Below are 24,621 nucleotides of genomic sequence, written 5' to 3'. Positions count from 1 at the left end.
ACGGCGTGCCACCTGCTCAGGGAGGTTAAAGCAGGGTCTTGACCTCTCGGTCTGACCGTCAAATTATGACGGAGCCAATCAGCATTTGCCAGCCGCTTTGAGCAACGCGTTGCACGACTGTGACGAAGCAGCAGGCTTGGCAGCAGGCTTTGGCGATGAGGTCTTGCCGACCTCGCTGCAGATCGCATCAGACACAACGCGACCAGTGATCCCAAAACTTCCGGTGACATAGCACGCGTACTGCTTGCCTGTGGTTGTCTTCACCGTGTAGTCAGTGCGAACGCCACTGTCAGCGCGATCACTGATAGTGAAGCTCGATGCCGGAATGCCCAGCGCAAAGGCTGTGCGCTGCGTAATGTGATCGTGATCGACTGCGACGGAGGCGCAACCGGCGATGCTGCTGGCAGCAGCGACCAAGAGCGCGAAGCGGGGAATGAAAGTCATCTTTAACCTTAATTTGTAGTGATGGTGGTTGGGTATTCATCAAACGCGGAAGCTGTCGAGTGATGCACCTTGTGCAATTTCCCTTTGCAGCCACTTTGGCTTGAGGCCACGGCCTGTCCAGGCTTCCCCGGTGGATGGGTGTTTGAACTTGACGGGAGGCTTCTCGCGCGGTTCCTTGGCATCCACTCGGGGCTTCCGTAGGGCGCGCAATTCGAGATCGGCCACGGTCAGGCCATGCTCACGCATCTGGGCCTGAATTTGGGCAATGGCCGCTTTGCGGTCATCGCTGCGGAGGGCGCTGAGCTGCTTATCCAGCTCAGTCAACTGTTTTGCGACATTCGCCTTTTGTGCCAGTAAATCAGCAAGTGACACGGTTTTCCTTCCTGGTTAAGAAATCAAATGGTGCGGATGAAAGATGCAGCCTTAGCACCTTGTCTTACTGCGATGTTTGATGACTGGCCTGAACAAACGCATCTTCGGCAGCCCAAAAATGTTGCCGAGAAACGTAATTTGCTCCTTTAGCCTGCGCAACACTCGCGGCAACCCTGGAATTCTCCATCCAACTAGATGACTCCAACATTTTTATGAACTCACGCTCTTGGTTGCTTGCGGGTGCGACACCACTGAACCAAGCAACCAGGGCAATTGAACCGCACAACAACAAAAGCCCAAACAATACGTGAATGATGTTTGCCGATTTCTTCATTTTACGATCCTATTGGCACGATGATTGCCTAGACAAAATTTGTCACGGCAAAGAGTTTACATAATCCTTATTGTCGCAATTTACGGTAGTTGAGCAGGTGTTGCGTTTGAGGCCTCAAGCCTCCTAGCTGAACGGCCTTAAAAGCAGCGTTGAAGCGCAACACTACGAGCCTCAGTCATTCGCAACGCCATCATCAAGGCCGAGCGACGCAAAGTGTGCTGCTAACCCCGCGAATGCGCCAAGTCCCACGCCAAGAAATCCAGCATTTGGCCATTCCGTTAGCCCCGGGTTAAGCCAACAAGCCAACACTCCAACAATCAGAGCCGGCACAACGGCAATAATGAATACATGCTTTCTCTTCATCTTTTCTCCTGTGTTAGCTTGATCTACATGCTTAGAGCAGTAAAGAACATTGTTTAGTAAGGGCGCTCATCGTTGTCAATTTGCCTCAGCTCGCCTTCTAATATTATCTGTCCCAGGGATGCAAGCGGCCACCACCAACGGCATTAATCATCCAGGCCGCCAGCAAGATCAAAATGCCGAGCGAAAAATGCTGATCGCCAGGGATACCTGCCCACACAAAAAACGACACTGGTGCGAATCCGAGGGTTTGGCTAAGAGCTGAGCCGACGAGCAGGCCACCGAGTATGCAAAAGCCTTTTTTGATCAGATCAAACATGACCATGTCACTGCGCGCCAGAGCTTCGGCTGTCGGCTTCGGACGCGGACAGGACATTCACAATGGGAGGATGAGCTTTCCAAAACTCATCCATCGGCACGACGTCTTCCAGCAGCACGCGCCGACTCAGAATCTCAACCACAGCGACGCGGTGTTCGATCTTGTCCGGCAGTGCGTCCCCTACCAGAGCTGCCAAGGCCTCCGGTGTTGCTGTTCGCACGAAATGCTGAATCAGCGCCGGCACTTTGGTTGCCAATGCTTTTGCGAGCTGGTCGGCCTGGTCGTCCCAAAATGTACTCATCGCGGTTCTCCTGGTTGAAAAATTAAGCGGCTAAATCTGTTGGAAAATCGGTTAGCCGTGGGTTATCACATCAGCCGGCCTGCCAGCCCACCGCTCCCGATTGTGCTCGCGCCAGAGAGGGTCAATCTTTGCTGTTTCTTCATCCACAGCCTTAAAGATTGGGTCTGCGGCCCTCGGGGTTTCGAAGATCGTCGCTACTGCATCGACCACGCCTCGCCCGTATTTCTGTACTAGCAGCGCCGCCAGCCGTGGAGTCTCGGCCCCTCGCGCAACGTCTTTCGCGCGGTCACTGGCGTAGTCTTTCACTTGAGCCACCAGCAGTTCGACGGCCATTTGCTCATCCATTTACCAACCCCTTCATGCCGTTATGGCGTTTCGACCGTATTGCGTTCGACCAAATAAAAACCTTGGCGTGCCATGTTCGCGCGCTCATCGGAGGTCATCGCGGCCTTAGCCACTCTCCCATAAATTTCACCGCAGGCATTAGTGATCAAATATCCGCTGTCACCCATAAAACGCAACGTTTCTGCCAACTCTTCATCATCGCAACCAGCGGCGGGAATATACAAATGGGCTTGAAGTCCATTTTTAGCCAGTACGGCTATTGCTTCTTCCCGCCTTGCATCTGAAATCATGGGTGGGTAATTCCGTTCTTTCATCACCTGGTGTTCAATGAAGACGCCAAGGAATGCAATGGAAAGTCCGGCCGCCCAACCAGAGAGTGTTTCTCCATACAAGTAGATGAAGGCAAACGCAAGGAGCAGCGAAGATGTATTGATGAAGAAAGCCACCCAATATTTTCGGGTGAAGCGGTCCTGAGCGTTTCGCGGCTTTTTCATTGATGCTATCCGTGTGGGGGGTGTAATTAGGGCGCCCGTTCAGCGCCCTCGCCTAGTCAAAGGCTCAGACCTTGCCGCTGCGGTAGTCGAGGCCGCCAAGCACGATCCACAGCAGAGCCATGGCGATCAGCAATTGCGGACCGCTAAGGCCAACCTCTGCCAGCAGCACACCTAGCGCAATGCCGGGCAAAACAACACGCGCAAGGTGTGCAGAGAGCGTGTTTGTGAAGCAAGCGCCCAGAGCGGCCAAGACGGTGGCGAGGACGACACCGACCTTGGCTACTGTTGCCATCCACACAGGGACTGGCGGCATCGGCCCGCCCCCATCAAGGCGGTTGACGTCAAATGTCGAAAGTACCACAGGCGTCAGAGTGAGCAAAGCGATGACGAGCAAAGGGGCCAGCCAACGGCTATTGCGGTTGTAGTAGGACATATGACCTCGCTATTTAAAGTTGGTTTCAATCGAGAGTGAACGAAGTATCGGCACGGGTGTGCAAGAGAAAAATAGGGTAAATAATAATTATTGAGGAAAGGTAAGGTACTCGATACCTCCAGTGTGACTATTATTTAGATCAACGTGGCCATGTGTGCAAGGACGGCACTTGCAAAGGCCGGCGCTGATACTTTTGCTTCTTCGAGAGAGGCAAAGCCCCCCGTCTGGAACCCCAAATAGAGCAAGTCGAAACCGCCCTTATCATCGGTAATCGCCATTACCTCTTCACCAGCAAACAAGGCAGTCTGCATCGAGTCGTTACCGATCCATTTCTGCTGCTGACGCGCCATCTTAAGTTTTCCGCCCGCATGTAATTCAATCTTCATATCGCGCTCCATCCTGTTCACAATCCGCCAACTCTTGGCGGATCATTTCGTTTGAACCCGTAATGTTCTGCTGCGTATTCCCATGCCTCAATTTCTGTTTGAGCTAAAGGAATATCAAGCACCGTTGCGGCCAAAGGTGAATCGGCTAGAACGGTCACAAATCATCTGGATTTTTCTTCATCAGAAAGCAACTCGCCCGTCTCCCGAGCGTCATAGACATCGCCCACCTGATATACAGCAATGCCAGCTTCAATCATAAAGAGATCAATTTCTTTATCTAATACTTCTGACTGGCTTGACATTATTTCGCCTTGTGCTTGTCTAGACGATTGAGCATCGCGTCAGCATGTGTGGCGAGGGCGCAGTGAAGAAGCGCTAAAGGAACAACAGCCACTGTTGTGAAAATAAACATCCCAATGAGCCATACCCACCAAGCTACATGCCCCAAATCGCTATGCCAAATTGTAGGACACGCTAGTAGGCCTCCGACAAGCATGCCTAACCCAATGCGGTGTATTGCCAAGCAGCGGTCGCCAAATTGATCGACAGTCATGCTTTGATCTCCACTATTTTGACCTAGCTTAACTTAATTTCCGCCAACCCTCTGAGCAAAGCAGAAACTGCCCAATCCGGGCAAGGGCGCGAACTAGGTTTATCGGAATCTGCCAACCATGCACGAACTGTACGAACGGAACATGGACGTAGCGTGATTTTAGAAATTACCTCAGCACTCTGAGCTTGAGTTAATCCATGGTCAGTCAATAGTTGCTGATAGCGATCTCGGTTTGACATATAAACGGTACTGCGTGTGATTTTGCGTGTATTTGAATTTCTATAACCCCTTGGTTTCATCCATTTTATACAAGGGGCCAGTTTCATACACTTCATTAACTTGTGGTGTAGCAGGAATTTCAACCGTTTCAGGTTGATCCAGTCTATGTGCTGCATCACGCATTTGCTCGTAATCGCCAGCTAAGAACTTCCTCTTTGCAGCGACCCTTTGCCGGTATGAATCAATTTCCTGGTGCTTTTTGGACCAGCGAACTAAGTCTTGTGCCAAGCGGTCGGGCATATCGAGAAGACGATCGTGATCTTTTCGTATTGAGTTGGAGATTGTAGATGTGATTATGTACGGCATCACACCCGACAGAAAGCTAACCAAGGCAGTGCCAAATATGATCGCAATACCTGGAATATCAAAATCGACGTTCGCCCTATATAGGGCAGAATCTCGCCATACATAACTCCCTATCGGCCAAGAAACAACAAGAAGCAGAACCAAAGATAGGATGTTATAGAAGTTTGCACTCCTGTTTAGTCGCTTCCTGAGTTTGACAATCGTATTCTCGTCAGTCACATCGCCATTCATTTGAAAAAGAGAGCGTGTGTTAAAACTGAACATTTTGTATGGGTGATCTTCATTCACCTCATTTTTTGCGCCCGGTCTGCCCTTATCCCATTCGTTGAAGTGCTTTGATAAATCCTGAACGATGTGGATCATCAAAACCAAACCCAACATGAAGACGGCAAACTCGAAAGCGCCCAAATTTCCCAATTGCATTTTTACTCCCCGAGGTTTAAGATGCAACAATGATAGGCACAAGTGCCTAGCCTGTCAACTCATTTTTCTATTTGTCGCCCTACCTTAGTTTGCGCTTGTAATATTTGTTGAATCTTGGTGTATTTCGACATTGCACACTCGCCGTGATGGCGGCAGATCCAAACGCCTTCTTGAAAGTAATTAACTACGACAAATTCAGCCCCCTCCACTCCATCAGCCTGCGGAATGTAATCTTCATGGTTATCGACCATGCTTTTTATCTGCTCAAGCAATTGCATGCTTGGAATAAATGGGGGAAGCATGTCAGCCTCCCTTTGGGCTTGCCTTTTCAAGTCGAGCCAACCCGACCCATCCACGCGCGCCCTTGCATTCCCCCTCAAGGACGAGTACGCGCGCTGCGTTCAATCCCGTCATGCCATCGATGTTCATCTTAGTTTCCAGCACGCTAACGCGCTCGCCCTTCATCGGCTGGCAACTGGTGAGTTGCGCGCGTGACGGTGAGGCATCAGTGAGCAGCACCTGACTGTCAGATAGCGTTGCTTCGTATGACTGAGCCCTTGCCAAGCCAGGGATGGCGACGACGAGTGCTACCGTGATTGCTGCGCGGCGAATGGTCGGGTTCATTTTGAGTTCCTTCGATATGGTTGCAGGTACTGTGTATAGGGGTGGGATTTATCTACCCCACATTGGGTATTCACCGAGGCTGTCAGGGTCCGCCAGCATCCATTGGACGGCCCCGCCCAGGCTTGGCCAGGTCAACCATTCATGAGCATCCCCCATGGCGAGTGGGAACCACTTAACCAGGCCGATTGCCCTGCAGATCGTCCATCCGCCGTCCTTGAGCTTCTGAGGGTGGTAGGTGCCGATCACCAGATCATGGCCGCTTTGGCACATGGTGGGGGATAGCGGCAGCGCTAGAGGCTCCGACATAGCCCTCACCTCCCCTTGTGGTCTTTACGCCAGTCCCATGGCGGTATAGGGTGCGGATCGGCCCACAGGCCAAGACCAGATGCTTTTGCCTGTTGCTCATCGGCTATGAGCTGTCTGTCGTGGCTGTACTGTCGGTAGACCCACGCGTACCCGCGCTTGACCTGCTCGGCATTCACATTCAGGGTGCCCACCCGGACATCGACCACCGGCCTGCCGTACGGATCGATGGTGCGCCATGACAAGCTGACAACCTTCTTCGCGACGAGATCTCTTAGGGCTTGCTCTGAGCGGCGGCCGAATGGCTGGGCTTTCTCAGGAGCGTCGATCTCGGCCAAGCGCACACGGGTGCTTTTGCCACCTATTTCAACGTACATGGTGTCGCCATCAGCAACACCAGTCACGCGCCCGGTTGCATGCTGTTCGGCCGGCTCACCAGGCAAGGAAATCGACCAGGTGCGTCCCTGGCCAGGAAGTACCAACGCCGCCAATGCGGCCATCACGACGGTGCGTCTAATCATCATCAACCCCAGTTTCAATCCTTGCGGTTGTCACTTTTGGCGTCCCGCATATCGCGGGCGATGAACCCAGCGCATGCGCCGGCACCAAGGCCAATGATGCCCGTCAGAATCAAAACATCTGCCCAAGTGACGGCGTAGCCTTCTGCGTGGACTATAGCCACGCATAGTGCGATGGCTGGGATCAACGCGATGACAAGCACCTTTGTCCTCGTCTTCATATGTTCTCCAATAAATGAAGAAGGGCGCACACGGGGTGCGCCCTGGATGAATGATCAAGGTTTACCAGCCCCACCAATAGCCGGTCTTCTTGGGGCAATCCGCGCTGTTGAAGTAGTACCCGTTTGAATAGGTCTGGTAGTTGTTGTAGTTGTTGTAGCCATACCCGTAATCGAGGCTGTTGCAATACTCCGTGAAAGCCTTCTGGTATGTCGCGTAGTCAGTGTCGTAAGTAGTGTCGAGCGGCGCAGAGCCAGGCGTGCTGGTCAAAGCGGTGCGGGCCTTGTCTGTCCAGAAGGTGGAGGTGTTGCCAGCCATGTCCCAGTACACGGTAGACCAAGGCTGACCATCGACCAGAACCGTGATCTGACCCGGGTATCGGCAACCCTGGTAACCATAGTCACCGTAGTAGCGATACATGACCGGGCAGGCCTGTTCGCTGTTGACCCAGTTGTTCGCCGCGCTGTTGCCAGCCCCGCTCATCGAGCAGGAAGGGATGCCGTGCCCCTTTGCGATGTCCCTGAACACCTCTTTGACAGTGGGAACGCACAAGGGAATGCTCTTCCAAGGACCAGCGATGCAGAGAAGGAACTTGCAGCCGTCAGCGGCATAGACGGTTGTGTGCATAGCGAGGGTGGCAATGCCGGCCACGCATGCGGCCGAGACAGCGGCCAGGGTGTGCTTTCGTTTGAACATGAAAATCCTCTTCTGGTTGACGTTGTGATGGCTGGCCAGGATCAACGATCTCGGCTGTTGCGCTGAGCCTCTTGGCTCCGCTGCTGGGGCTTGGGCTCACGGTCGGCCGCGGGGCTTTGAGCTGTGGTCCGCTCAGCCTTCGGATCGAGTACCCCCAGCGATGGCTGGCGATCGTTCGCACGGTTGGCAAAGTCCGCCCTTGCGCGAGCTGTCACCTCTGACAACAGCTCGGACGTCCAAGCATTCAGATGAGAATCCTTGGCATGAGTCGCAACAACTGCCCCCTTGTCGTCCCGTGTGTGCGCTTGAACGGTCACGTCGCGACGGCCCACGTTCTGCAGCACGATCTCATCACCTGGCTTTCGGCCCTGCATGGCTTCGACCAGGCCCTTACCCCAGATCACCTGTTCGCCTGCCGGGGTCTTGAGGGTGACGTAGTAGCTGTCATCCTTCTTGTTGTCGAACTGGTAAGGGGCCTTGCCGTGGGCCACCAGCTCACCCACATAGACACGCTCGCCGCGCAGCTTGGCCTCAAGCTCACGCAGCGCAGCCTCGGTGAACTTGTCACCGAGATCCTGCGACTTCAAGAGGGTACGTGAATTGTCGATCACGGTTTTGTGATGAGCTGACATGGCGTCAGCATCGATGTGCTTGCGCGCCACCTGGGCAGGTGCCTCTGGTTGCGGTGTGGCGGCGCGCTGCTGTTCGCGCTCGATCACAGTGATCGTGTTGGAATCTGGCTGGCGGGCATCCTGCTTGGGCGCCGTCTTCTGGAGATCGGCCAGGATCTGCAGGTCGGCTTGGCGTGGCTCATAACCCTTGACCTTCAAACCATTCATGCTCAGCTCAAGCCAAGCATTGCGGCGGAAATCGTCGGTCCCGCTGACCGTGGCCTCACGCCAGTTCTTGGCCACAGCAACCTCCACCATGGCACGGATGATGGCCTTGTCCTCAAGCTCAGTGCTCAGTGACTTGCCTGCGTCACGGAATGCCACCTGCCCCTGCTGCTGCCCGGCCTTGAAGGTGAACTCAGTAGCCCCCTTGTCCAGCAGCCCGCGTTTCTCGTGGGAAACGACAAAGCGCGTCAACAGCGCTTCGCTCAACTCTGTCTCGATCACCGGGCGCTTGAGGACTCGCGCCCGTTGGGCCGCGATGTCCGGATCATCCGGGGCCGTGACACGTCCATCCAGTGGGGGCGCCTTGAGCGCTTGTTGCGCTTCGCGCAGTTGCTGCGTGGCCGTATCTGGGGACTTGGCTAGTTGTTCAACAACCTGTGCCGACTGTCGGGCACGGATGGCTGCCACGGCTGCCAAACCGGCAGCATCGATCAGTGTTTCCCGCGTCTTGTCGGCTGCGGCGTTGCGTTGATCGGCTGCGGCCTGACGCTGCTCGGCAGCAGCTCGCTCGGACGCTTCGCGCTCTACCCTCGCCCGTTCTTCGTTGATGGCCTTCGCTGCGTCAGCGATTACAGGCGATCGCTTCTTGAGTTCATCCGCGTACTCGGGCGATGCGCGCATGTGGCCAGCAATGGCATCAAGCGCCCCATCCCGCCGCACCTCTGAGCGAATGCGGCCAAAGTCAGCCGCATCGAGATCGGCCCATCGTCTGGCAGTGTCCGCCTCGATCACCAAAGTGGCCGCCGACCTGGTCGGTTCTGCCCGCATGGCTTCATTTGTCGCGGCAATCCGAAGATCCGCACGGGATTCGATGCTTGACCGTGCCCGCATCGCATCGCCCTGCCCTGCCTCCTTGTGCGCCGAGGCCTCGCTGATCTCGGCTCTGAGATCGAGCGTGGCCGGGGTCGGCGCGCGGGTGATGACGCCATCGCCATCAGGTGGCAGTTCACGGTCCTTGCCTTCGGTGATCTGGTTGCTCATGTTGGCTGCTCCTGGTTCAGTCGCTCACATGGCGACGGGGTTGGCGTTCAACTTCGGGTTGCGGATATCGATCTCAACGCGGCGGTTCAGAGACCGGCCTTGCTGAGTTCGGTTGTCGGCCATGAACCGCCCAGCCGTGAATGACTTGGTGGTGATCACAGCGGGCTCGGCCCCGTTGTTGATCAACCAGGTTCGCGCCTTCTGTGCGCGCTCGATCGCGATGAGCCGGTCAATCGGGTTCACCACATTGCTGTCGGTATAGCCGCGAACTTCGATGGCTTCGGCTCCCCGCACTTTGACGCGCAGGGCCTGCGCTGCTGCCTCGGAAGGTTCAAACTCTGTGCGAGCGAACGGATGGTTCACACGGATGAGCACCCCGAACTGCGTTGTCCGGTATGCATAGGCAGGCAACGGTGAAACCAGCTTCGACTGCTGCTGAGAAGGTGCAGCGGCCGGCAAAGTGGAAGCTGGTGCCACGGGTTTGGCGTTCGGTGCAGCGACAGGCGGCGCCGGCGGGCGCGGCGCCACCTGAGGCAGCAAAACAGCTTCACGCAGGACCGTGGACAACTCGTTGAGCTTTTGCTGGAGTGTGGCAACCTGAGCCTTGAGCAGGTTGTTCTCGGTCAGCATTTCGCGGTCTTGCGTGACCTGCTGCTGGAACGCCTGGACACGGGCGGGGTCATTGGCCGGCACTCGTGCACTGCCATCGGCCTCGGCGGGCTTGGGAACGGACGCGCAGCCACCGAGCTGCACGACGCTGCCCGCCAGGCAGAGAGACAAGCCAACCAGCTTAGCTGCATGTTCGATCTTCATTGAACCATCTCCATTTCGTTTGGGTTGACGGCAACCACCTCGGGCTGCGCGTTGTCTGTGGCCGCTTGGGTCCACTGCACATTTGTAAAAAGCCAATCGGCAACTGCCTGCACCTCTTGTGCAATCGGCTCGATCTTGTTGGTCACGACTGGCATCGTCTCCAGATTCACAGCCAGCCTGCTGGCCGGCACCTGCTCACCAGGCTCGGCCGGGCGAACACGCCCCTCTGACCTGGCAATAAAGGCGTCGATATCCAGGGCGGGAACCTTGACGGGCGGCAGGACGCGATCCTTGAAAGCGGGGTCGGCGTAGTACTTGATCTTGTCGCCGTAGATGGGCTTGCAGTTGTCGGCCATCACGATGACGCGATCGGGGCCCATTTCACGCAGTTCCTGCGGCAGCATCAGCGCCCTCTTCTGTTCGCTGATGTTCTCGCTGTTCGTGACCGAGCCACGACCTCGGGATGTGCCCTTGCTGGTACTGTTCAGCCCGTAGTAACCCAGGATTTCGCTGTACTCCTGCGCATCCTGCTGCTCTCGCGGGGCATAGATGATCTGAACCATGTGGTTGGTGGCCAGCGTACGCGTGCCTTCATCCCCATAGAGCTCTCTGTCCTTGAGCTGGCTGATCGACTGGGCGATCATCATCGAGCGCAAGCCGTAGCCGGCGATGTACCCGATTGACTTCACATACTTGTCCACCCGTCCAAGCGCGGGGAACTCATCCAGCAGCAGCAGCGCCAGGTACTTGAGCGAACGGTCCTTCTCTGGCAGTGTCTTCGTGTTCTGGTCGATGGCGATGCTGAAAAACAGGTTGATCAACAACGAGGCCTCGGCCAAACGGTTCGGTGGAATGACAACATAGATCGTCATCTTGCGGCGGCGAATGTCCCTGAGGTCGAAATCGTCGCGGCTGGTGGCCGCATCCACAGCTGGATTGGCAAAGGCCCCGAGGGGGGCGCTGAACGTCGAAAGAATGCTTGTGAGTGTGTTGTCGGAGTTGCTGACAAACTGACTCAAGGCATCCAGACAGTGCTTGCTCAAGGCCTGGCCGGTGGCGGCAACACCACTGTCAACCACGCCTTGCCAGAAGTCTTTCGGTCGCCCTCCCCCGTTTGACCGCCGAAGCACCTCACCGATCGTGAATTGGTAGCCTGACTCCAGGCAATAGAGGCTGACGGCGACAAACAGGTTGCGGGCCGCGTCATTCCAGAACTGGCCGTCGCCGTCACGCTTCGGATACAGCATGTAGCCGATGCTCTGCAACTCGCCCACCACAAAGCGAGGATCGCGGTTTACATAGGTGAGCGGATTGCTGCCATGGGTTTCAAAGTTCTCGTCGTAGGGCGCGAACTTGTAAACCTCCTGACCATGCTTGGCTCGAAAGCCGGATGTGGCATCAAAGTTTTCACCCTTGATGTCAACGACGATGACCGATTGATTCCAGTTGAGCAGGTTCGGGATGATTGTTCCGACACCCTTGCCACTGCGAGTCGGTGCGACCAGCATGACGAACTTGGCCTCGTTCATCATGAGGTACTTGTCCCCGAACTTCCCAAGGATCAGCCCCTCTTCGGCGAACAGATCAGCTTTGCTGACCTCACCAGCGGTTGCCCAGCGCGCATCACCGTGGAGGCTGCGCGACTTCCCGGCGGCAAAGAGGTACAGCAGCAGGGGCAACCCAAAGATGCCGAAGGCTGCAAAGCCCATCGAGCCCTGCAGCTTCTTCCGCTCTTTCTTGTCGTCCTTGTAGTCTGCCCAGTATTCCTGCCATGTCTCGGCCTGAACCTGGCGAGGGTCGGTCTTGTGCGCGATTAAAAACAGTCCGCCAGCGGCATAGCGTAGCGCCCAAGCACCACCACCCAGCCAGGCTGCGACAACCAGGGAAAGGGCCACGGTCTTGAACTTCATTCGAGGCCCCTTCCCTCACCCAAGGTACGATCACCGAAGCGTGCTCTTGCCTTGGCCCACGGATCGAAATAGACCTCATCGACAAAGCGTTCGTAGGCGATCTGCTTACCCTGCGTGTCATAGACAATCCTGCGCGTCATGTGGATCACGACATCGATCGTGAGTGTGTAGAGATGCTTGATCTCGTCGCGCGCCAGGGTGGCAGCTTCACCGTTTTCCTTGCACATGAACACGAAGCGTTCCGATCCCAGGGCGCAGCTTTCGGCATGCCAAGACGTGATCGACCCGCTGTGCCCCGTGGTCAGCAATTTGAGAAAGTCCCACGCTTCGGAACTGCGAAGCTCGGCCAGCAATGCACGATCGGGCGCCATCCGCATGAGCGAGCCGATCAGATCTGCCGGCGTCACCTTGGCGATCCCCATCGAGTTCTTGCTGTAAAGCAGATGAACCCGGTTGTGGTGCATGGGCAGCATCAGCTCGCGGACATCCTCAACCGTGATCAGACGCTCATGAAGCGGGATGTGTTGGCACATCGACTTCATGAGCGTGGTCTTGCCTGAGCCTGTGTCTCCGATGACGCCTGTGTTCTTCTTGGCCTGGATCGAGCGAATCAGGAAGCCGTGAAGATCACCAGCGGCCAGCATTTCGCACAGCTCGCGGTCTACAGGGTCCAAGATCTCCAATGCTGCCTTGAGGTTTTCAGGGCGTGCCCACACGAACTTAGAGAAGGCACCGGACTCCTGGTAGACGGTCAGAGGAATGATCTCTGACTTGGGAATCCGGATCGACATGCTGACCATGCCAGGCTCAACGGCCGGCGGCATCACCACCTGAATCCGCTCGCCATCAGGCATCGTGGCAGACAGCAATGGGCACTTGGCCCCCACTGATTGCTGTTGCGGCGAGTACACCGCAATGGCTTGGGCCATCGCATCCAACGCGGCAAAGTCAAGTGCAGGCTCCTGCACAGTGATATTGCCGGTTTCGAGCTGGATGATCAATTCGCCTGGCTTGTTGATCCAGATTTCAGTGGCCTGGTGCTCCAACAGGTGCTTTTTGATGGGGCGGAGATAACCGCGCACCACTGTGTCGCTGGCCAGGACTTCCCCGAAAACGTGCTCATCACTGAACCATTGCTCTGGGCCGCTGGTCACCCCCGAAGAGGCATGACCAGCGGCCTCGGCCTTTAGGCTGCCGGGGAAGTCGAGAACCTGGGTCATTTGGCAGCCACCTTTGCAGAACCCCCTCGGCCGGCCATTTGCAGGGCGTAAACCGATGAGAAATCCAGATCACGGGCAACGGTGATCGAAATGCGCTCACCCTCATTGATGGTCAAGCGTGGGCGCACCCTGATCGTTTGCTTGATGATTTCCTCGGCCAGGCCAGCCGACGCGTTGATCGTGTTCTGCCCTGTTGGCGTCGTCACGTTCACCGAGGTGCCATTCGCGTTGTTTTCCTTTTGCTGGTTGTTGATCACAGCAACCGTGATGTCTTTCACCAGAGAAACAAGGAACGCAGCCCCGATACGAGCCCCCCAGCGGTTGTCCAGGTGGCCAGGCAAACCGGAGGTGCCCAGGCGATCAGAACCAGGCGAGGACAGGTCGATATCAACGCCGTTCTTGGTCTTTGCACGAGTCCATGTGACAAACAGTCGCTCAAGGCCCAACTGATTGGTGACACCGTACTCCCCGGCCAGTTCGCTCCCGCGTTCAAGTAAGAGAACCTTGCCGTTGTCACCGTAGAGGTTGGTAGCCAGGACACACGTTGTAAACCCTGGCACCTCATCCATGATGCGGCCTGTCAAGATGCAGTCGGCCGTTCGGCCCTTCGGGAGCACCAGATTTTGGTCAGGAAACTGCCGAGCTATGGCCGTTGGAGTCGAGCTACTGTAGAGCGTGCTACCGATCGTTCCAGGCCTCGCCTGATCTGGTGGGGTGTTCAACGCGGCCCCCGGGTAAGGTGCTGGCGTGGCCCCAGTGGGCGGGCTGGATGGCGTTGAGGTGCTTGCCCCTTGACCGCCCATCAGACCCAAGCCCCGCAAGGAGTTGGCGAGCTGCTGTGTTTGCTCGATCTGCTTGGCTTGAAGCTGCTCGATGGTTGTAGGGGAACTGCTTGTATTGCCGCCCGAGGCGTTTACAGGACTAGCCTTAGGCGCAGCCCCTACAAACAGCGATCCGCCGAATCGGCTGGCGGGTTTGGCCTGCGCGTTCTGACCGCCTCCTGCCTGCGCTTGGGCCTGCCCCCCCGCTTCACCAGGTAGCGGCTTGCGCCCGCCTTGTGCCGAACCCTCCATCTGGGCGTCGATCGCAGGGACCGTGACAACATTCCCATCTTTGTCGACCGCCATGGCCTGGCCTTGTGGATTGACCATCACCTTACCGTCAGCGCCCCGTAGCGGGCGAAGGCCATCCTCACGGTGCTGGCCTGGTTGGACGCCACTTGCTGCAGCAACCTGAGAGGGTGGCGTTTGCCCGCTGTCAGCCCCCAGCTTTGGCTTGGGCAGCCCGCTGCCGGTCTTCTCAGGGTTGAATACCTGCGAGGTGTCCTCCGCTGACTTCGGCGCGGCGCTGGCCCGGAGGTGCGCCTTCTGTGTATTCAGCCAACTCTGACTCATCCAGGCCAGCAGGCCGACCAAGATCGAGCCGACCACGAGAAAGAACATGCCCTTGGCGAACTTGTTGTCAGACTTGCCCGTGCGGTTGACCGAGACGATGTTCTCGCTCGGCGGCAGGGTTTCTTGTGCGACCGGAGCATTCAACGCGGACGGATCATCCGGCTCGATGATGTTGTTGTTCACTTCAGTCACTTGGCACCGCCTTTCACTTCCCGCACCACGGCAGGCGAGACGGTGGAAGTGGGCGTCTCGATGCCCGTGCTGTCATAGGACTCGTTGAAGATGCCTACGACCGCCTCGCCAAGGCGAAGGGTGAACTTCTTCGCAGTCCGCTGGACAACAAGAAAATTGCCGTTCATGTGCCAGTTCACGCGCGTGGGCTGACCGTCGCTGCCTTCGGCAAAGACTGCAGGGATCTCCCGTGCACCGGGGTACTCAAAGTAGGTGAATCGACCATCGTCGAACACCATGGTCGGGTCAGCATCTTCGCCCTTGTCCAGCACCTGCTTGGTGTAGTTGCTGTTGCGTACCTGGATGCCTTCCGCTTGAAGGCGTTGCACAGGGGTCATCCCGTAGTCGGGATCGACAGACTGCGGCAGTGGACGAGACGCCGCGGCGTCTACCCGGCGCAGCAGGCCGTCCACGGCTGCGGCGCGATCGCCCTCTGTCATTACTGGCGCCAAAGACTTCGGCTTGGGATACTCGAATATGACGCGATAGAACGCAACTTCGCGTTTGGCAGACCTGGCATCAGGAAGACCGGCTCCCTCGGGGATGACCTTGAACTCGATGGAGTAATCGCGCTTGCTCGTAGTCAGCTCTAGGTTGTTGCGAACGGCATTGTCACGAGGGCGGACGACAATTTGATTCGTGCCCACGACAGCGCTGATGCACCATTCATCGGCCTCACGCTCACAGTCGCTGCTCAGCCCCACTGCCGGCAGCACGATGCGCTCGTCCTGCTCCAGCATGATTCGGGTGACAACCCCTCGTTGCACGTTCACCACCGTGACATTGTTCGGCTCGTAAGGCACGATCCTGATGCGGGAATCGTGGCTACTTGGCGTGGGAACCACTGCGGCCGATGCCGTGCCCACAAGTACGGCGAGCGCAGCCAGGGCCACGCTTGACTTGATGTTCGCTTTCATGCTCCACCTCCCTGCCCGGCCGCTTGCGCACGGGGCGTCACAGTCCCTTGAGATTCAACGTCCCGTCGATACGAGAACACTTGGTAACCCATGGGGTTGCGAATCAGTTCTGACTCAGAGGCATAGGCGTTCGGGTTGTAGCGAAAAGTCATGTTGGCGACAAACACGGTCGGGGCTTCCACGACATTTCCCTTAGAGACAGTAGTGCGCTCAAAGCGCACCACCATCTGCTGTGCGTTGGTCGGTGAAGGAGCAACGGACAGGATCTTGATTCGACGCTCGGTGAAGTCACCGAACAGCTTGTCAAGGCCCTTGTCACCAACGAACTGGGAGCCGTACTCGTTGAAGATGGCCGGATCGGTCATGGCCGCCACCGAGTCATAGTCATTGGCAACCAGATACCAGTTGTACTGCTCACGGGACACGACATAGCGACGCGCCCAATACTTGTTCAGCAACTCCTGGTTGCCGATCACTCGATTGTCAAACGCTTGAAGTACTTCGATGTTCCCCGTCTGAGCATCCTGCTTCACGAGGTACGGGACCGTACGCCGGAGCGGTGTCAGCATGGCCAACGCGATCAGTGCGACAACGAGGCACAAGCCCATCATCCCGGCGAACGTCCATGCCAGGTTGCGACTCTTAACCAGATCTGAGAGACGCGTGGCCTCCCAATCGGCGCCTTTTGAAAAGATACTCATACGGGTCTCTCTCGTGGGTTCAATACGCGAAGGTCCGGATGGGCTGCGAGCCACCCGTCTTGATGGCTTCGAAATACGCCTGGTCTTCTGCCAGCTTCTTGAGCGCTGCTGCTTGTCGTTGAGCCTCGATCGCAGCCATGGTCTGCGTCATCTGATTGCTCACGTTCGCCGCTTCCAGCACATTGCGGTTCACCATGTCCAAGGAATCCTTGGCATCGGTTGTTGTGTTGACACGAGTGGCGAGGGCCTGGAGTTGCGTGGCCCGGCTTTGTGTCGATGACAGGATCTGCTGAATCTTGCCCAGGGCATCGGCAGCAGATTTTCCCGAGGTGCCATTGGTCGGAGCATTGACGCCAAAAGCGCTCATGATCTGATTCAAGCTCTCCGTGCTGGTTGTGAGAGCCGTGGGGTTCAGCAAGAGCTGCGAGGCATCGCGCATGTCGGCGGGCAACACCGAACTGATCGTCGGATCATTCAAGATTGTGCCGAGGTTGCGGATGCCCTCCAGCTTCGAGGTCATGGTCTGGAGCTGGCTGATCTGCGCCTGCAGCTTGTTGATCTGGTCGATCATCTGCTGGGCCTGGTTGGTCCAGGAAATGACTTGCTGGATCTGCTGCGCAAGGTTCGCGCCATCGATCACGGGAATGCCGGCCTTCGCTGGCCCAGCAGCAAAAAGCGCCATCACCATCATGGCGGCGCTCAGAACGAACTTGCGAATTTTCATGACTCTCTCCTGTTGAAGTTCACCGAGCGCTAATGCGATTGGTGTTTTGCGAATAGCGGTTGTACGCAAAGCGCCCAACCGACCCAGCTCGGCCGGCCAGACGCCCCAGCCCCTGTGCGCCCGCAATGGCCCCTTGACCAACTGCGGAGATTGCAGCCCCTCCTGCTGACACGCCCATGCCGGTCAGCGTCGTGTTTGCCCTACGGGCGCGCTGCGATGCGCCTGAACTGCCACCGCCGCCACCTGCGGGGCTACCACGGCCCTGCGAAATGGAGTTGTTGGCTTGACGTGAGCCGCCCCCCGAAGAGCGCTGCAAATCGCGCAGGATGGAGCGGACACCACCGACCATGTTGTTCCCCATGTTCAATCCGCCGCCGAGGGCAGATGCCAGGTCAAACACCTTGTAGTAGAGGTAGATGATCAGCAGCGACATCGCTGCCTTCGAGCAGAACAACACGGCAAGAGACTTGGCGTATTCACTGATCGTGGCTGGGTCAGTTGCAGTCGGCACTACGGCCTGTATGTTTGTGAGGCCGAACAGGTTCGCAACAAACATCACCATCAACACAGCGAAGGCCATCCCAAGTATGGCGGTCATGACGTTCCCGATGAAGGTTTCAAAAAACCTCTGCATGAATGGGAAGGCCAGGCACAGCAGAAAGAACGGGCCAATGGCCATCAGCAGGATGAACACCGAGTTGGCGACGAGGTACATCGCCAAGGCGATCACACCGAAGATCGCGACTGCCGCAGACATCAGGGCGTATGCAACGAACATGAAGCCAAACATGGCCAGCGTGGACAACAGCCGCCCCAGTTCCGTCCATCCGATGTCGGCCAGGGTCGATGTGAACCAGTCCCACAACCTCGCCCACAAGTCCATGATCGGATTGATGAGGTTTGTCTCCAGGATGGTCGATACGGTGTTTGAACCAACAAACCCTTCTTTGACTGCGTCCAGCAGCTCTGCAAGCGAAGGCCATCCATAGAGCGCTATGACCCCGATAAAGAAGATTCGCCCCACCTTGGTGAAGATGTAGGTGAAGCCGTCCTCTGAACCGCCGAAAGCAACCTCATAGGCAATAAACATGATCCAAATACCAAAACCGACGATGAACGCCGGTCTGAACGTGTCAAGCAACCCCCCGCCAAATGCTGTGGCTACAGCGGTGAAGCCTGAGGTAACTGCCGTCTCGGTTTCTGCAAGAAAACCCATGGTGAACCTCAGTACTTGAAGTCGCGCACAGGACGGGCGCCGCCTTCTTTGATGCCCTTGCGAAACTCGCCCTCGGCTTGCTTCGCACTGGTCTGATCGGCCAACTCGGCCTCTTTGATTTCGCGAATGCGCGCCAGGTCATCAGCCCCCGTCCCTTGAGCTGCGCCCTTCTTGCATGCTGAACGTGCAGCTTGCCCCGCGCTCACGGCCTTGGCGCGCCCTGCAGCGCTCTCATCAGCAGGCTTGGGGTCTTCCAACTTGTCACAGTCAGCAGCGGTGATGACAGAGCCAGCGTTTCCCGTGGGAAACGCCTTTGCGTCAGGCTGGTCTTGCTTGCCGCAAGCCACCAGGACAAGCGACATGGCCAGGAGTGCGCAACCTTTGATGGTGTTCACTTTCAGCTTCATAACTCCCCCTCAAGCCATGGCGCGCATCAGCGCCTGTTTAGACGTGTGCTTTTGATGCTTCAAGCGCTCAAGGAACACAGGAGCCCACACCTCGGGATCGTCCGTCTTCAATTCCTTGCGCACTGCTTCGCAGAGTTCAACGCTTTCAGGCGTGCCGGTCAGGATCTCCAGCTCATCGGTGAAACCGTACAGGTCGAGCGAACAGACCGTGCTGCGCTCGCCTTGCTTGACCAGGAAACACCGGCTGTCAGGGGCAAGGTTCTTGATCGTGTCGAACTCGGTTTCAGTGAGCTTGAAGTTCTCCACATAGTCGGCATAGTCGGCGCCGGGGTTTGGCAGATAGATCTGCGTCACACACTGCTCACGGATGGTCGAGCCGATCGGGAAGCGGTTGGGATCAAGCTGGCTCGGGCTCTGCGTCACAAAGACGCCCAAGCCGTTGAGCTTGCGGATCGTGGTTTGCTTGTCGCGCGCAAACTCCACCAAGGCCTGGCTCTTTGCCGACACCATCTTGGCGAACTCTTCCATGACGTACACGAAGGGCTTGCCATCGATGAGCGAATTTGCCGCCTCAAGGATGTAAGCCAGGATGATCGGGCCGACCTCTTCATCCTCAAGGAACGCGGTGTAGTCGAAACCAAACAGGTTGCTGCCTGAGAAATCGGTCGTATCGACCGCGTTATCCAACACCCAGGCATTTGCACCCTGCCTGGTTTGGGTACGGCACCACTTCGCCAGGCGCTGCCCTACTTCGCTGTTTTCCCCCACGAGCTGCATGATGGCGCTGATCCGCCGCGCTTCTTTGGCAGGCAGAGAGAACACGCGACGAACAGAGGTGATGATCTGGTTTTCAACCTCAATAGGCAGCGCTTCGTTTGGTGAGCGGCGCGCACACTGCATCACCAACTGTTCAGTGAACTTGATGTTGCTTTCAGTGGGCGCCCACTGGAACGGATTGAAGCCCGTTGGCTGACCACGCTGGAGCTGACGATATCTGCCACCCAGCCGGCGGATCAGAATCTCCGCGCCACGATCCTTGTCGAAGAACAGGACACGCAACCCCAGCACCTTGAGCAGCAAGGTCACGAGGAAGCCCAGCAGCACCGATTTGCCAGTGCCGGTCATGCCGCAGATGAACGTGTTGCCCGGGTCTTTCTCCCCAAGACGGTTACGACCCAGCACCATCTGGTGCAGGTTGAGATAGAACGGTTGGCGTGCTGGAGTTTGCAGAACAGCGATGGCCTCGCCCCAGGGATTGCCGCCACGCTTGCCGAGGTCAAAGTTGTGCATCGGGGACATGCACGCAAAGTTGCGGGATGAGATCTTGGCCGACCTCGGACGCCAAGCCCAATTGCCAGGCAACTGAGCAAAATGCGCGCATTCGGGTATCACGTCTACCGTCGCGACCTTGTAGCCTACATCTTCTTGGAGCGCTGCCCGGGCGTTCGACATACCCTTGCGGACCTTGTCAATGGTCTGCCCCAGGATACCCAGGCTGTAGTGGTACTCACCCATGAAGACACGCCCGTTGCGCACATCTTCAAGAGCGTCATTCATCCCTTGGATTTGTTCATCGGAGCCCTCACCGCCACTGACCAGGCGCTTGCGCTGTAGGTCCAGGGCTTCCACACCATCACGCTTGTTCAAGAAGCTGAAACTCTGCGTTTCGATGAACTCATAGTCGCCATAGAACAGGCAGTTGTTCATGCCTGGCTCGGACATTTCGGGATAGTCGAGAAAGTCGAGGTAGCCGACAAAGCTGCGGCCATCCACCCGCTGAACCTGGACTACACCGTTTGTGTCCCCGGCAAACAGGCGGGCGTCACACAGGTAGTTGTAGATCGGCGCAGGGTCGATATCGACCGGCTCATAGTGACCAGTCAGCAGGAAGCGGTAGAACGACAGCATTTCCGACTGGTGGCGGACCTCTCCGCTCTTCAAGGTCCGGGGGTGGGATGTCAGCCGCTCACCACCGTACTTGCGCAAGCTGGCCTCAACCGAAGTCGTCAAAGCCGAGAACCGTTCCAGCACCTCGGCATCGAACTCGTTGAGGCTGTGTTCGTTGCGCGTTCTCAGCTTCTTCATCACGCCGCTGGCCGTCATCGTCGGCCGCAGCAGCAGTGTGAAATACAGCTCATTCTTGAGCATCGTCTGCTCGCCGAGCTTGTCGTAATACTTGTCATTGAGCTGTTGTGCAAAGTCGTTCGGGAACCGCCCCTTGAGGCGGTCCGTGAAACGCCTGCGCACACGGTGAACCCAAATGGCACACGGCTCGGAGATCTCCGAGCCGCGCACACCGTGCAGAAAGTTCACCAACTCGCGCTTGGCGCTTGCAATCTGATCGGCCGAGGCCGTTTCAAAAGGGATGCCGTGCAACCGCCAGGTTGCACAGACATCACCGTTTTCACGCAACTTGACAACATCTGGCGCGATGTGAACCCCCATCGGGATGTAATGCGCAACATGAACTTCGCCCTTTCCGAGGGCTTTGGACTCGTTGAGATCGCCTGACTTCTTGAAGAACATGGGGTTCACTTTCTGGGTGGGAGTGGCGAGAAGCTGACCGCTCCCCAAAACCTGCGCGTGGCCTTCTGCCGACCACGCATTCGCGCCTTGAGCATGAATTGCAAGAGACGGTGCTCATCGTTCGATCCCAACCGGCGGGCCCACAGGTATGCAGCCAGCCCCATCACCACGAACACCATGGCAACGGGCAGGCTGAAAAAGTAGAAGCTCAACACCGTGAGTTGGGCTGTCACCAGCCCGCCCAGGATGAAAGGAATCAACGGCACGCCAGCAATCGTGCTGGGTGCCGTGCAGCCCTTGTAGATGGGATCGAAGAAGTCTTCTTGCATGACGGGCTAACTGCTTAGCTGAACAGCCAGCCGACCAGCACGGGTGCCAGGCCTGCGACTGTTGTGCCGATCGCCGGACCTTGCATGTCCTTCATGGTCTTGCCATTGAATGCGATCGCGTAGCCGATCACAGACCATGCGATCACCAGGATGGCCACGCCCACACCCATCACGATGTTCTGCCAGCCGAGGGCCACGTTCGTGATACGGGTCTGAGCCGCAGCAGCACCACCCGTGCCGGTTGTTGTTCCAGTGCCAGTAGCGAAGGCCGGCTCGAACATCATCAGAGCCAGCAATGCGAAGAGAAAGCCGTACATCAGCAGGTTCTTGAGAAGCTTGGCGCGGCGCTGGTCGAAAAGGGGCGCGGCAGCCGTCATCGTTGCGTTCATGAGAGAGATCTCCAGTTCAGGTTTAAGGGCCCTTGCGGGCGGGGTTTCGCGCGGATGCGTCGAAATTTCTTGCGGCCGAGACAACACGTTGCACGTAGCCTTCGTTGAAGCCCGTGACGAAGTTGTTTGAGTAGTAGCAACTCAAGGCCTTGCGCAATGCCACTTGGGGGTCACCGCTCTTGCCTCCTGCGCGTACATAGCAGTTGGTCAAGATGCCGGATGCCGCGCGCAGGTTGGCGCATGCGTCAAAGACGGTCTCGTGATCGAGGTTGTATGCAGGCCAGTTCTTGACGTAGATCTGGACAATCCCGGCTGAGAAAAGCACTCCCTGCTTTTGCAGTGCCATCACAGTGCTGATGGCCTCAGAGAGGTTCGCGGGTTGCCGGCTAAGTCGGCCTTTGACCACACCGATAGCGTGAGGGTTGAGACTCGATTCGACGGTGGCCATTGCGCGAAGCGTGGACGGTTCCACGTTCGGGGCGCACCTCGTCGCGAGGGCATCGAAGTCCATCAACACCATAACCTCACCTAGCTTTAATGTGGTATCACTTTATTTATGGTTGATGATACCAGACATCCTGTCAAGATCCGACGAGATGTGACGTAAAGCCGGTCTAGCTATGAAACATGCTGTTACATCGGCGTTTATCCCTCTTTTGGGGGGTTTTTTTGCAGCATGGAAAATTACGGGAGAATGAAAAATCCCCTTAACGTGATACCACGATAAGGGGTTGGATTGCTGTACGCTTTGACAGCTAGGGTTTTTCTTCCCTGTCAGGGTCCACTGACGTGTTCAGCGGCTTGATGCGTTCTCGATACTGCAAATCGAACTCGATCAGCCGCTCGATGTACTCATTGCGTGAGCCCTCATAGGACAAGAGCATCTTGTTCAGACGATCTAGCGTGTCCTTTTCAAGTCGCAAAGTAAACCCCGGACGTATGGGGTTGTCGGTGCCAGGCCCGCGCCGCTTTTTGCGGGTCTTCTTAACTGTGTCTGCGCCGCTCATAGGAATCTGTGTATGCCCAAGTACCTGTTTGGTAACCACGTCTACTCGCCAGAGCATGAGAGCTGGCAGCGCATCCTGCAAAAGGGCTATGCAGCCAAGCTGCGGCCTATCTGTCAGTGCCTGGTGCAAGGCGAACGGCCTGCACTATACATTGCGCTTGCCCGGGGTCAGTACCTTCTCAAGCGGCTGCCGTATTCCGGGCCCCTTCATGCACCTCACTGTGAACACTACGAACCTCCGCCTGAGTTGTCCGGCCTCGGCCAGGTCAACGGCTCGGCAATCAGGGAAGAGCTGGAGACGCAGACCACGACCCTTGCCCTTGACTTCGCGCTAACCAAGGGCCGATCACGCCAGCCAGGCGCAGCGCCCGAAGTCGAGCACGAAAGCGTGCGCAGTGACGGCACAAAGCTCACGATGCGTGGCCTTCTCCACTTCCTGATGGATGAGGCCGGCCTGACAAGGTGGACCCCCGCCATGACGGGCAGGCGCTCGTGGTGGATTGTCCGGCGTGAACTCCTGAATGCCGCCAGTTCCAAGACCACGAAGGGCCAAGCGCTGCTCGACGTGTTGTTCATTCCAGAATCCTTTTCGACGGAGCGCGCCGACGAGATCCGCAATCGACAGCGAGAAGCGCTCTCCCGGCTCGCTGAGTCAACATCAGCCCGTATGGTCATGATTGCCGAGGTCAAGCAGCTCGCGGAAGAAGCTCGCTTCGGGAAGTCGATGGTGATCAAGCACATGCCCGATATCAAGCTGATGGTCACGGACGACATGCACAAGCACTTGCTCAAGCGGTTCGGCCATCAGCTGCAACTGTGGGGGCAGCTTGAGGGGTCCAAACTCATGATGATCGCCACGATCTCACGCTCGGCCCAAGGGCTCTACTCGCTCGAATCGGCTTGCTTGATGAACGTGAACGATCAATGGCTGCCATTCGAGTCGATGTTTGAATGGGAGCTGATGGCAAAGCTGCACACCAATCAGCGCAGGTTCACGCGGGGGCTCCGCTATAACTTACCCTCTGACAAGCCTTTGGCGTGCGCAGTGCTGCAAGATACAGGGGATCAATCTACCGCGATGTTTGTCGTGCCCCAAGGCCTTGAAGGTGAATACGACAAGGTGATGGACGAGCTGTCCACGCAAAGCAATATGCAAGCTTGGCAGTGGTCAACAGCCAATGATCCAATGCCGGACCTGCCTCAGCGGATGGTCGGGCAGCATGAACGGCCGTGATCGGGAACCGTCGTTTCC

Annotated in this window: 33 protein-coding genes; 1 reads left to right on the top strand and 32 read right to left on the bottom strand. The window is 57.0% G+C overall.

The window, feature by feature from the left end:
- Positions 1-78: 78 nt before the first annotated feature.
- The 32 genes from EIP75_RS21710 to EIP75_RS21555 all read right to left on the bottom strand — a co-directional run bounded on the left by EIP75_RS21710 (position 79) and on the right by EIP75_RS21555 (position 23,370).
- Complete coding sequence (locus EIP75_RS21710) at positions 79-444, bottom strand: hypothetical protein (protein ID WP_233584989.1); 366 nt, start codon at positions 442-444, stop codon at positions 79-81.
- 39 nt (positions 445-483) lie between these two features.
- Positions 484-816 (bottom strand): H-NS histone family protein, encoded by a 333-nt coding sequence (locus EIP75_RS21705; RefSeq protein WP_125245293.1) that lies wholly within the window; start codon positions 814-816, stop codon positions 484-486.
- Between the two features lie 64 nt (positions 817-880).
- On the bottom strand, positions 881-1,150 hold the full coding sequence (locus tag EIP75_RS21700; RefSeq protein WP_125245292.1) for a hypothetical protein: 270 nt from the start codon (positions 1,148-1,150) through the stop codon (positions 881-883).
- Between the two features lie 171 nt (positions 1,151-1,321).
- A complete protein-coding gene (locus EIP75_RS21695; RefSeq protein ID WP_125245291.1) occupies positions 1,322-1,513 on the bottom strand; it encodes a hypothetical protein in 192 nt (63 codons plus the stop codon).
- Positions 1,514-1,616: 103 nt separating this feature from the next.
- Positions 1,617-1,829 (bottom strand): hypothetical protein, encoded by a 213-nt coding sequence (locus tag EIP75_RS21690; protein WP_125245290.1) that lies wholly within the window; start codon positions 1,827-1,829, stop codon positions 1,617-1,619.
- A gap of 7 nt (positions 1,830-1,836) precedes the next feature.
- On the bottom strand, positions 1,837-2,130 hold the full coding sequence (locus EIP75_RS21685) for a hypothetical protein (protein ID WP_125245289.1): 294 nt from the start codon (positions 2,128-2,130) through the stop codon (positions 1,837-1,839).
- A 51-nt stretch (positions 2,131-2,181) separates the two neighbouring features.
- Positions 2,182-2,463 (bottom strand): hypothetical protein, encoded by a 282-nt coding sequence (locus EIP75_RS21680; RefSeq protein WP_233584988.1) that lies wholly within the window; start codon positions 2,461-2,463, stop codon positions 2,182-2,184.
- Positions 2,464-2,495: 32 nt separating this feature from the next.
- Positions 2,496-2,969, bottom strand: a complete 474-nt coding sequence (locus EIP75_RS21675) for a hypothetical protein (protein ID WP_125245287.1) — start codon at positions 2,967-2,969, stop codon at positions 2,496-2,498.
- A 64-nt stretch (positions 2,970-3,033) separates the two neighbouring features.
- Positions 3,034-3,402, bottom strand: a complete 369-nt coding sequence (locus tag EIP75_RS21670) for a hypothetical protein (protein ID WP_125245286.1) — start codon at positions 3,400-3,402, stop codon at positions 3,034-3,036.
- A gap of 134 nt (positions 3,403-3,536) precedes the next feature.
- A complete protein-coding gene (locus EIP75_RS21665) occupies positions 3,537-3,788 on the bottom strand; it encodes a hypothetical protein (RefSeq protein WP_125245285.1) in 252 nt (83 codons plus the stop codon).
- 161 nt (positions 3,789-3,949) lie between these two features.
- Positions 3,950-4,090: a hypothetical protein gene (locus EIP75_RS24185; RefSeq protein ID WP_158622946.1), complete on the bottom strand. Its 141-nt coding sequence runs from the start codon at positions 4,088-4,090 to the stop codon at positions 3,950-3,952.
- A gap of 530 nt (positions 4,091-4,620) precedes the next feature.
- Positions 4,621-5,349, bottom strand: a complete 729-nt coding sequence (locus tag EIP75_RS21655; RefSeq protein ID WP_125245283.1) for a hypothetical protein — start codon at positions 5,347-5,349, stop codon at positions 4,621-4,623.
- A gap of 59 nt (positions 5,350-5,408) precedes the next feature.
- Complete coding sequence (locus EIP75_RS21650) at positions 5,409-5,651, bottom strand: hypothetical protein (protein ID WP_125245282.1); 243 nt, start codon at positions 5,649-5,651, stop codon at positions 5,409-5,411.
- Position 5,652: 1 nt separating this feature from the next.
- Positions 5,653-5,973, bottom strand: coding sequence for a hypothetical protein (locus tag EIP75_RS21645; RefSeq protein WP_125245281.1), 321 nt, complete (start codon positions 5,971-5,973; stop codon positions 5,653-5,655).
- A gap of 311 nt (positions 5,974-6,284) precedes the next feature.
- A complete protein-coding gene (locus EIP75_RS21640) occupies positions 6,285-6,776 on the bottom strand; it encodes a thermonuclease family protein (RefSeq protein ID WP_233584987.1) in 492 nt (163 codons plus the stop codon).
- A gap of 35 nt (positions 6,777-6,811) precedes the next feature.
- Positions 6,812-7,015, bottom strand: coding sequence for a hypothetical protein (locus tag EIP75_RS21635; RefSeq protein WP_125245279.1), 204 nt, complete (start codon positions 7,013-7,015; stop codon positions 6,812-6,814).
- Positions 7,016-7,076: 61 nt separating this feature from the next.
- Positions 7,077-7,709, bottom strand: coding sequence for a hypothetical protein (locus tag EIP75_RS21630; RefSeq protein ID WP_125245278.1), 633 nt, complete (start codon positions 7,707-7,709; stop codon positions 7,077-7,079).
- Positions 7,710-7,750: 41 nt separating this feature from the next.
- A complete protein-coding gene (locus tag EIP75_RS21625) occupies positions 7,751-9,586 on the bottom strand; it encodes an LPD7 domain-containing protein (RefSeq protein WP_125245277.1) in 1,836 nt (611 codons plus the stop codon).
- A 24-nt stretch (positions 9,587-9,610) separates the two neighbouring features.
- A complete protein-coding gene (locus tag EIP75_RS21620; RefSeq protein WP_125245276.1) occupies positions 9,611-10,399 on the bottom strand; it encodes an OmpA family protein in 789 nt (262 codons plus the stop codon).
- Positions 10,396-12,309: a type IV secretory system conjugative DNA transfer family protein gene (locus tag EIP75_RS21615; protein WP_125245275.1), complete on the bottom strand. Its 1,914-nt coding sequence runs from the start codon at positions 12,307-12,309 to the stop codon at positions 10,396-10,398. Before EIP75_RS21615 ends, EIP75_RS21620 begins: the two co-directional genes overlap by 4 nt.
- Entirely contained in the window at positions 12,306-13,529 is a 1,224-nt protein-coding gene (gene virB11 / locus EIP75_RS21610; RefSeq protein ID WP_125245274.1) for a P-type DNA transfer ATPase VirB11, read from the bottom strand. The genes EIP75_RS21615 and virB11 overlap by 4 nt, the downstream gene beginning before the upstream one ends.
- Entirely contained in the window at positions 13,526-15,115 is a 1,590-nt protein-coding gene (locus tag EIP75_RS21605; RefSeq protein WP_125245273.1) for a TrbI/VirB10 family protein, read from the bottom strand. Before EIP75_RS21605 ends, virB11 begins: the two co-directional genes overlap by 4 nt.
- A complete protein-coding gene (locus tag EIP75_RS21600) occupies positions 15,112-16,071 on the bottom strand; it encodes a TrbG/VirB9 family P-type conjugative transfer protein (RefSeq protein WP_125245272.1) in 960 nt (319 codons plus the stop codon). Before EIP75_RS21600 ends, EIP75_RS21605 begins: the two co-directional genes overlap by 4 nt.
- Positions 16,068-16,772, bottom strand: a complete 705-nt coding sequence (locus tag EIP75_RS21595) for a VirB8 family type IV secretion system protein (RefSeq protein ID WP_125245271.1) — start codon at positions 16,770-16,772, stop codon at positions 16,068-16,070. Before EIP75_RS21595 ends, EIP75_RS21600 begins: the two co-directional genes overlap by 4 nt.
- A gap of 19 nt (positions 16,773-16,791) precedes the next feature.
- Positions 16,792-17,496, bottom strand: coding sequence for a type IV secretion system protein (locus tag EIP75_RS21590; RefSeq protein ID WP_125245270.1), 705 nt, complete (start codon positions 17,494-17,496; stop codon positions 16,792-16,794).
- Between the two features lie 19 nt (positions 17,497-17,515).
- Entirely contained in the window at positions 17,516-18,712 is a 1,197-nt protein-coding gene (locus EIP75_RS21585) for a type IV secretion system protein (protein ID WP_125245269.1), read from the bottom strand.
- An 8-nt stretch (positions 18,713-18,720) separates the two neighbouring features.
- On the bottom strand, positions 18,721-19,119 hold the full coding sequence (locus tag EIP75_RS21580; protein WP_125245268.1) for a hypothetical protein: 399 nt from the start codon (positions 19,117-19,119) through the stop codon (positions 18,721-18,723).
- A 9-nt stretch (positions 19,120-19,128) separates the two neighbouring features.
- Positions 19,129-21,645, bottom strand: coding sequence for a VirB4 family type IV secretion/conjugal transfer ATPase (locus EIP75_RS21575; protein ID WP_125245267.1), 2,517 nt, complete (start codon positions 21,643-21,645; stop codon positions 19,129-19,131).
- A gap of 5 nt (positions 21,646-21,650) precedes the next feature.
- Complete coding sequence (locus tag EIP75_RS21570) at positions 21,651-21,974, bottom strand: VirB3 family type IV secretion system protein (RefSeq protein WP_125245266.1); 324 nt, start codon at positions 21,972-21,974, stop codon at positions 21,651-21,653.
- 14 nt (positions 21,975-21,988) lie between these two features.
- The gene (locus tag EIP75_RS21565; protein ID WP_125245265.1) at positions 21,989-22,351 is read right to left on the bottom strand and encodes a TrbC/VirB2 family protein; all 363 of its coding nucleotides are present in this window, start codon (positions 22,349-22,351) and stop codon (positions 21,989-21,991) included.
- A 34-nt stretch (positions 22,352-22,385) separates the two neighbouring features.
- A complete protein-coding gene (locus EIP75_RS21560) occupies positions 22,386-22,874 on the bottom strand; it encodes a lytic transglycosylase domain-containing protein (RefSeq protein ID WP_158622945.1) in 489 nt (162 codons plus the stop codon).
- 244 nt (positions 22,875-23,118) lie between these two features.
- Positions 23,119-23,370 (bottom strand): hypothetical protein, encoded by a 252-nt coding sequence (locus EIP75_RS21555; RefSeq protein ID WP_125245263.1) that lies wholly within the window; start codon positions 23,368-23,370, stop codon positions 23,119-23,121.
- Positions 23,371-23,382: 12 nt separating this feature from the next.
- On the opposite strand from EIP75_RS21555, the gene EIP75_RS21550 reads away from it, so the two are divergent.
- Positions 23,383-24,603, top strand: a complete 1,221-nt coding sequence (locus EIP75_RS21550; protein ID WP_125245262.1) for a DUF1173 family protein — start codon at positions 23,383-23,385, stop codon at positions 24,601-24,603.
- Positions 24,604-24,621: the final 18 nt, after the last annotated feature.

It is taken from the genome of Aquabacterium soli (assembly GCF_003933735.1).
In the GTDB taxonomy this organism is placed as follows: domain Bacteria; phylum Pseudomonadota; class Gammaproteobacteria; order Burkholderiales; family Burkholderiaceae_C; genus Aquabacterium; species Aquabacterium soli.
Note: the sequence above shows the minus strand (reverse complement) of the source record. Positions and strands in the feature narration are given on the sequence as shown.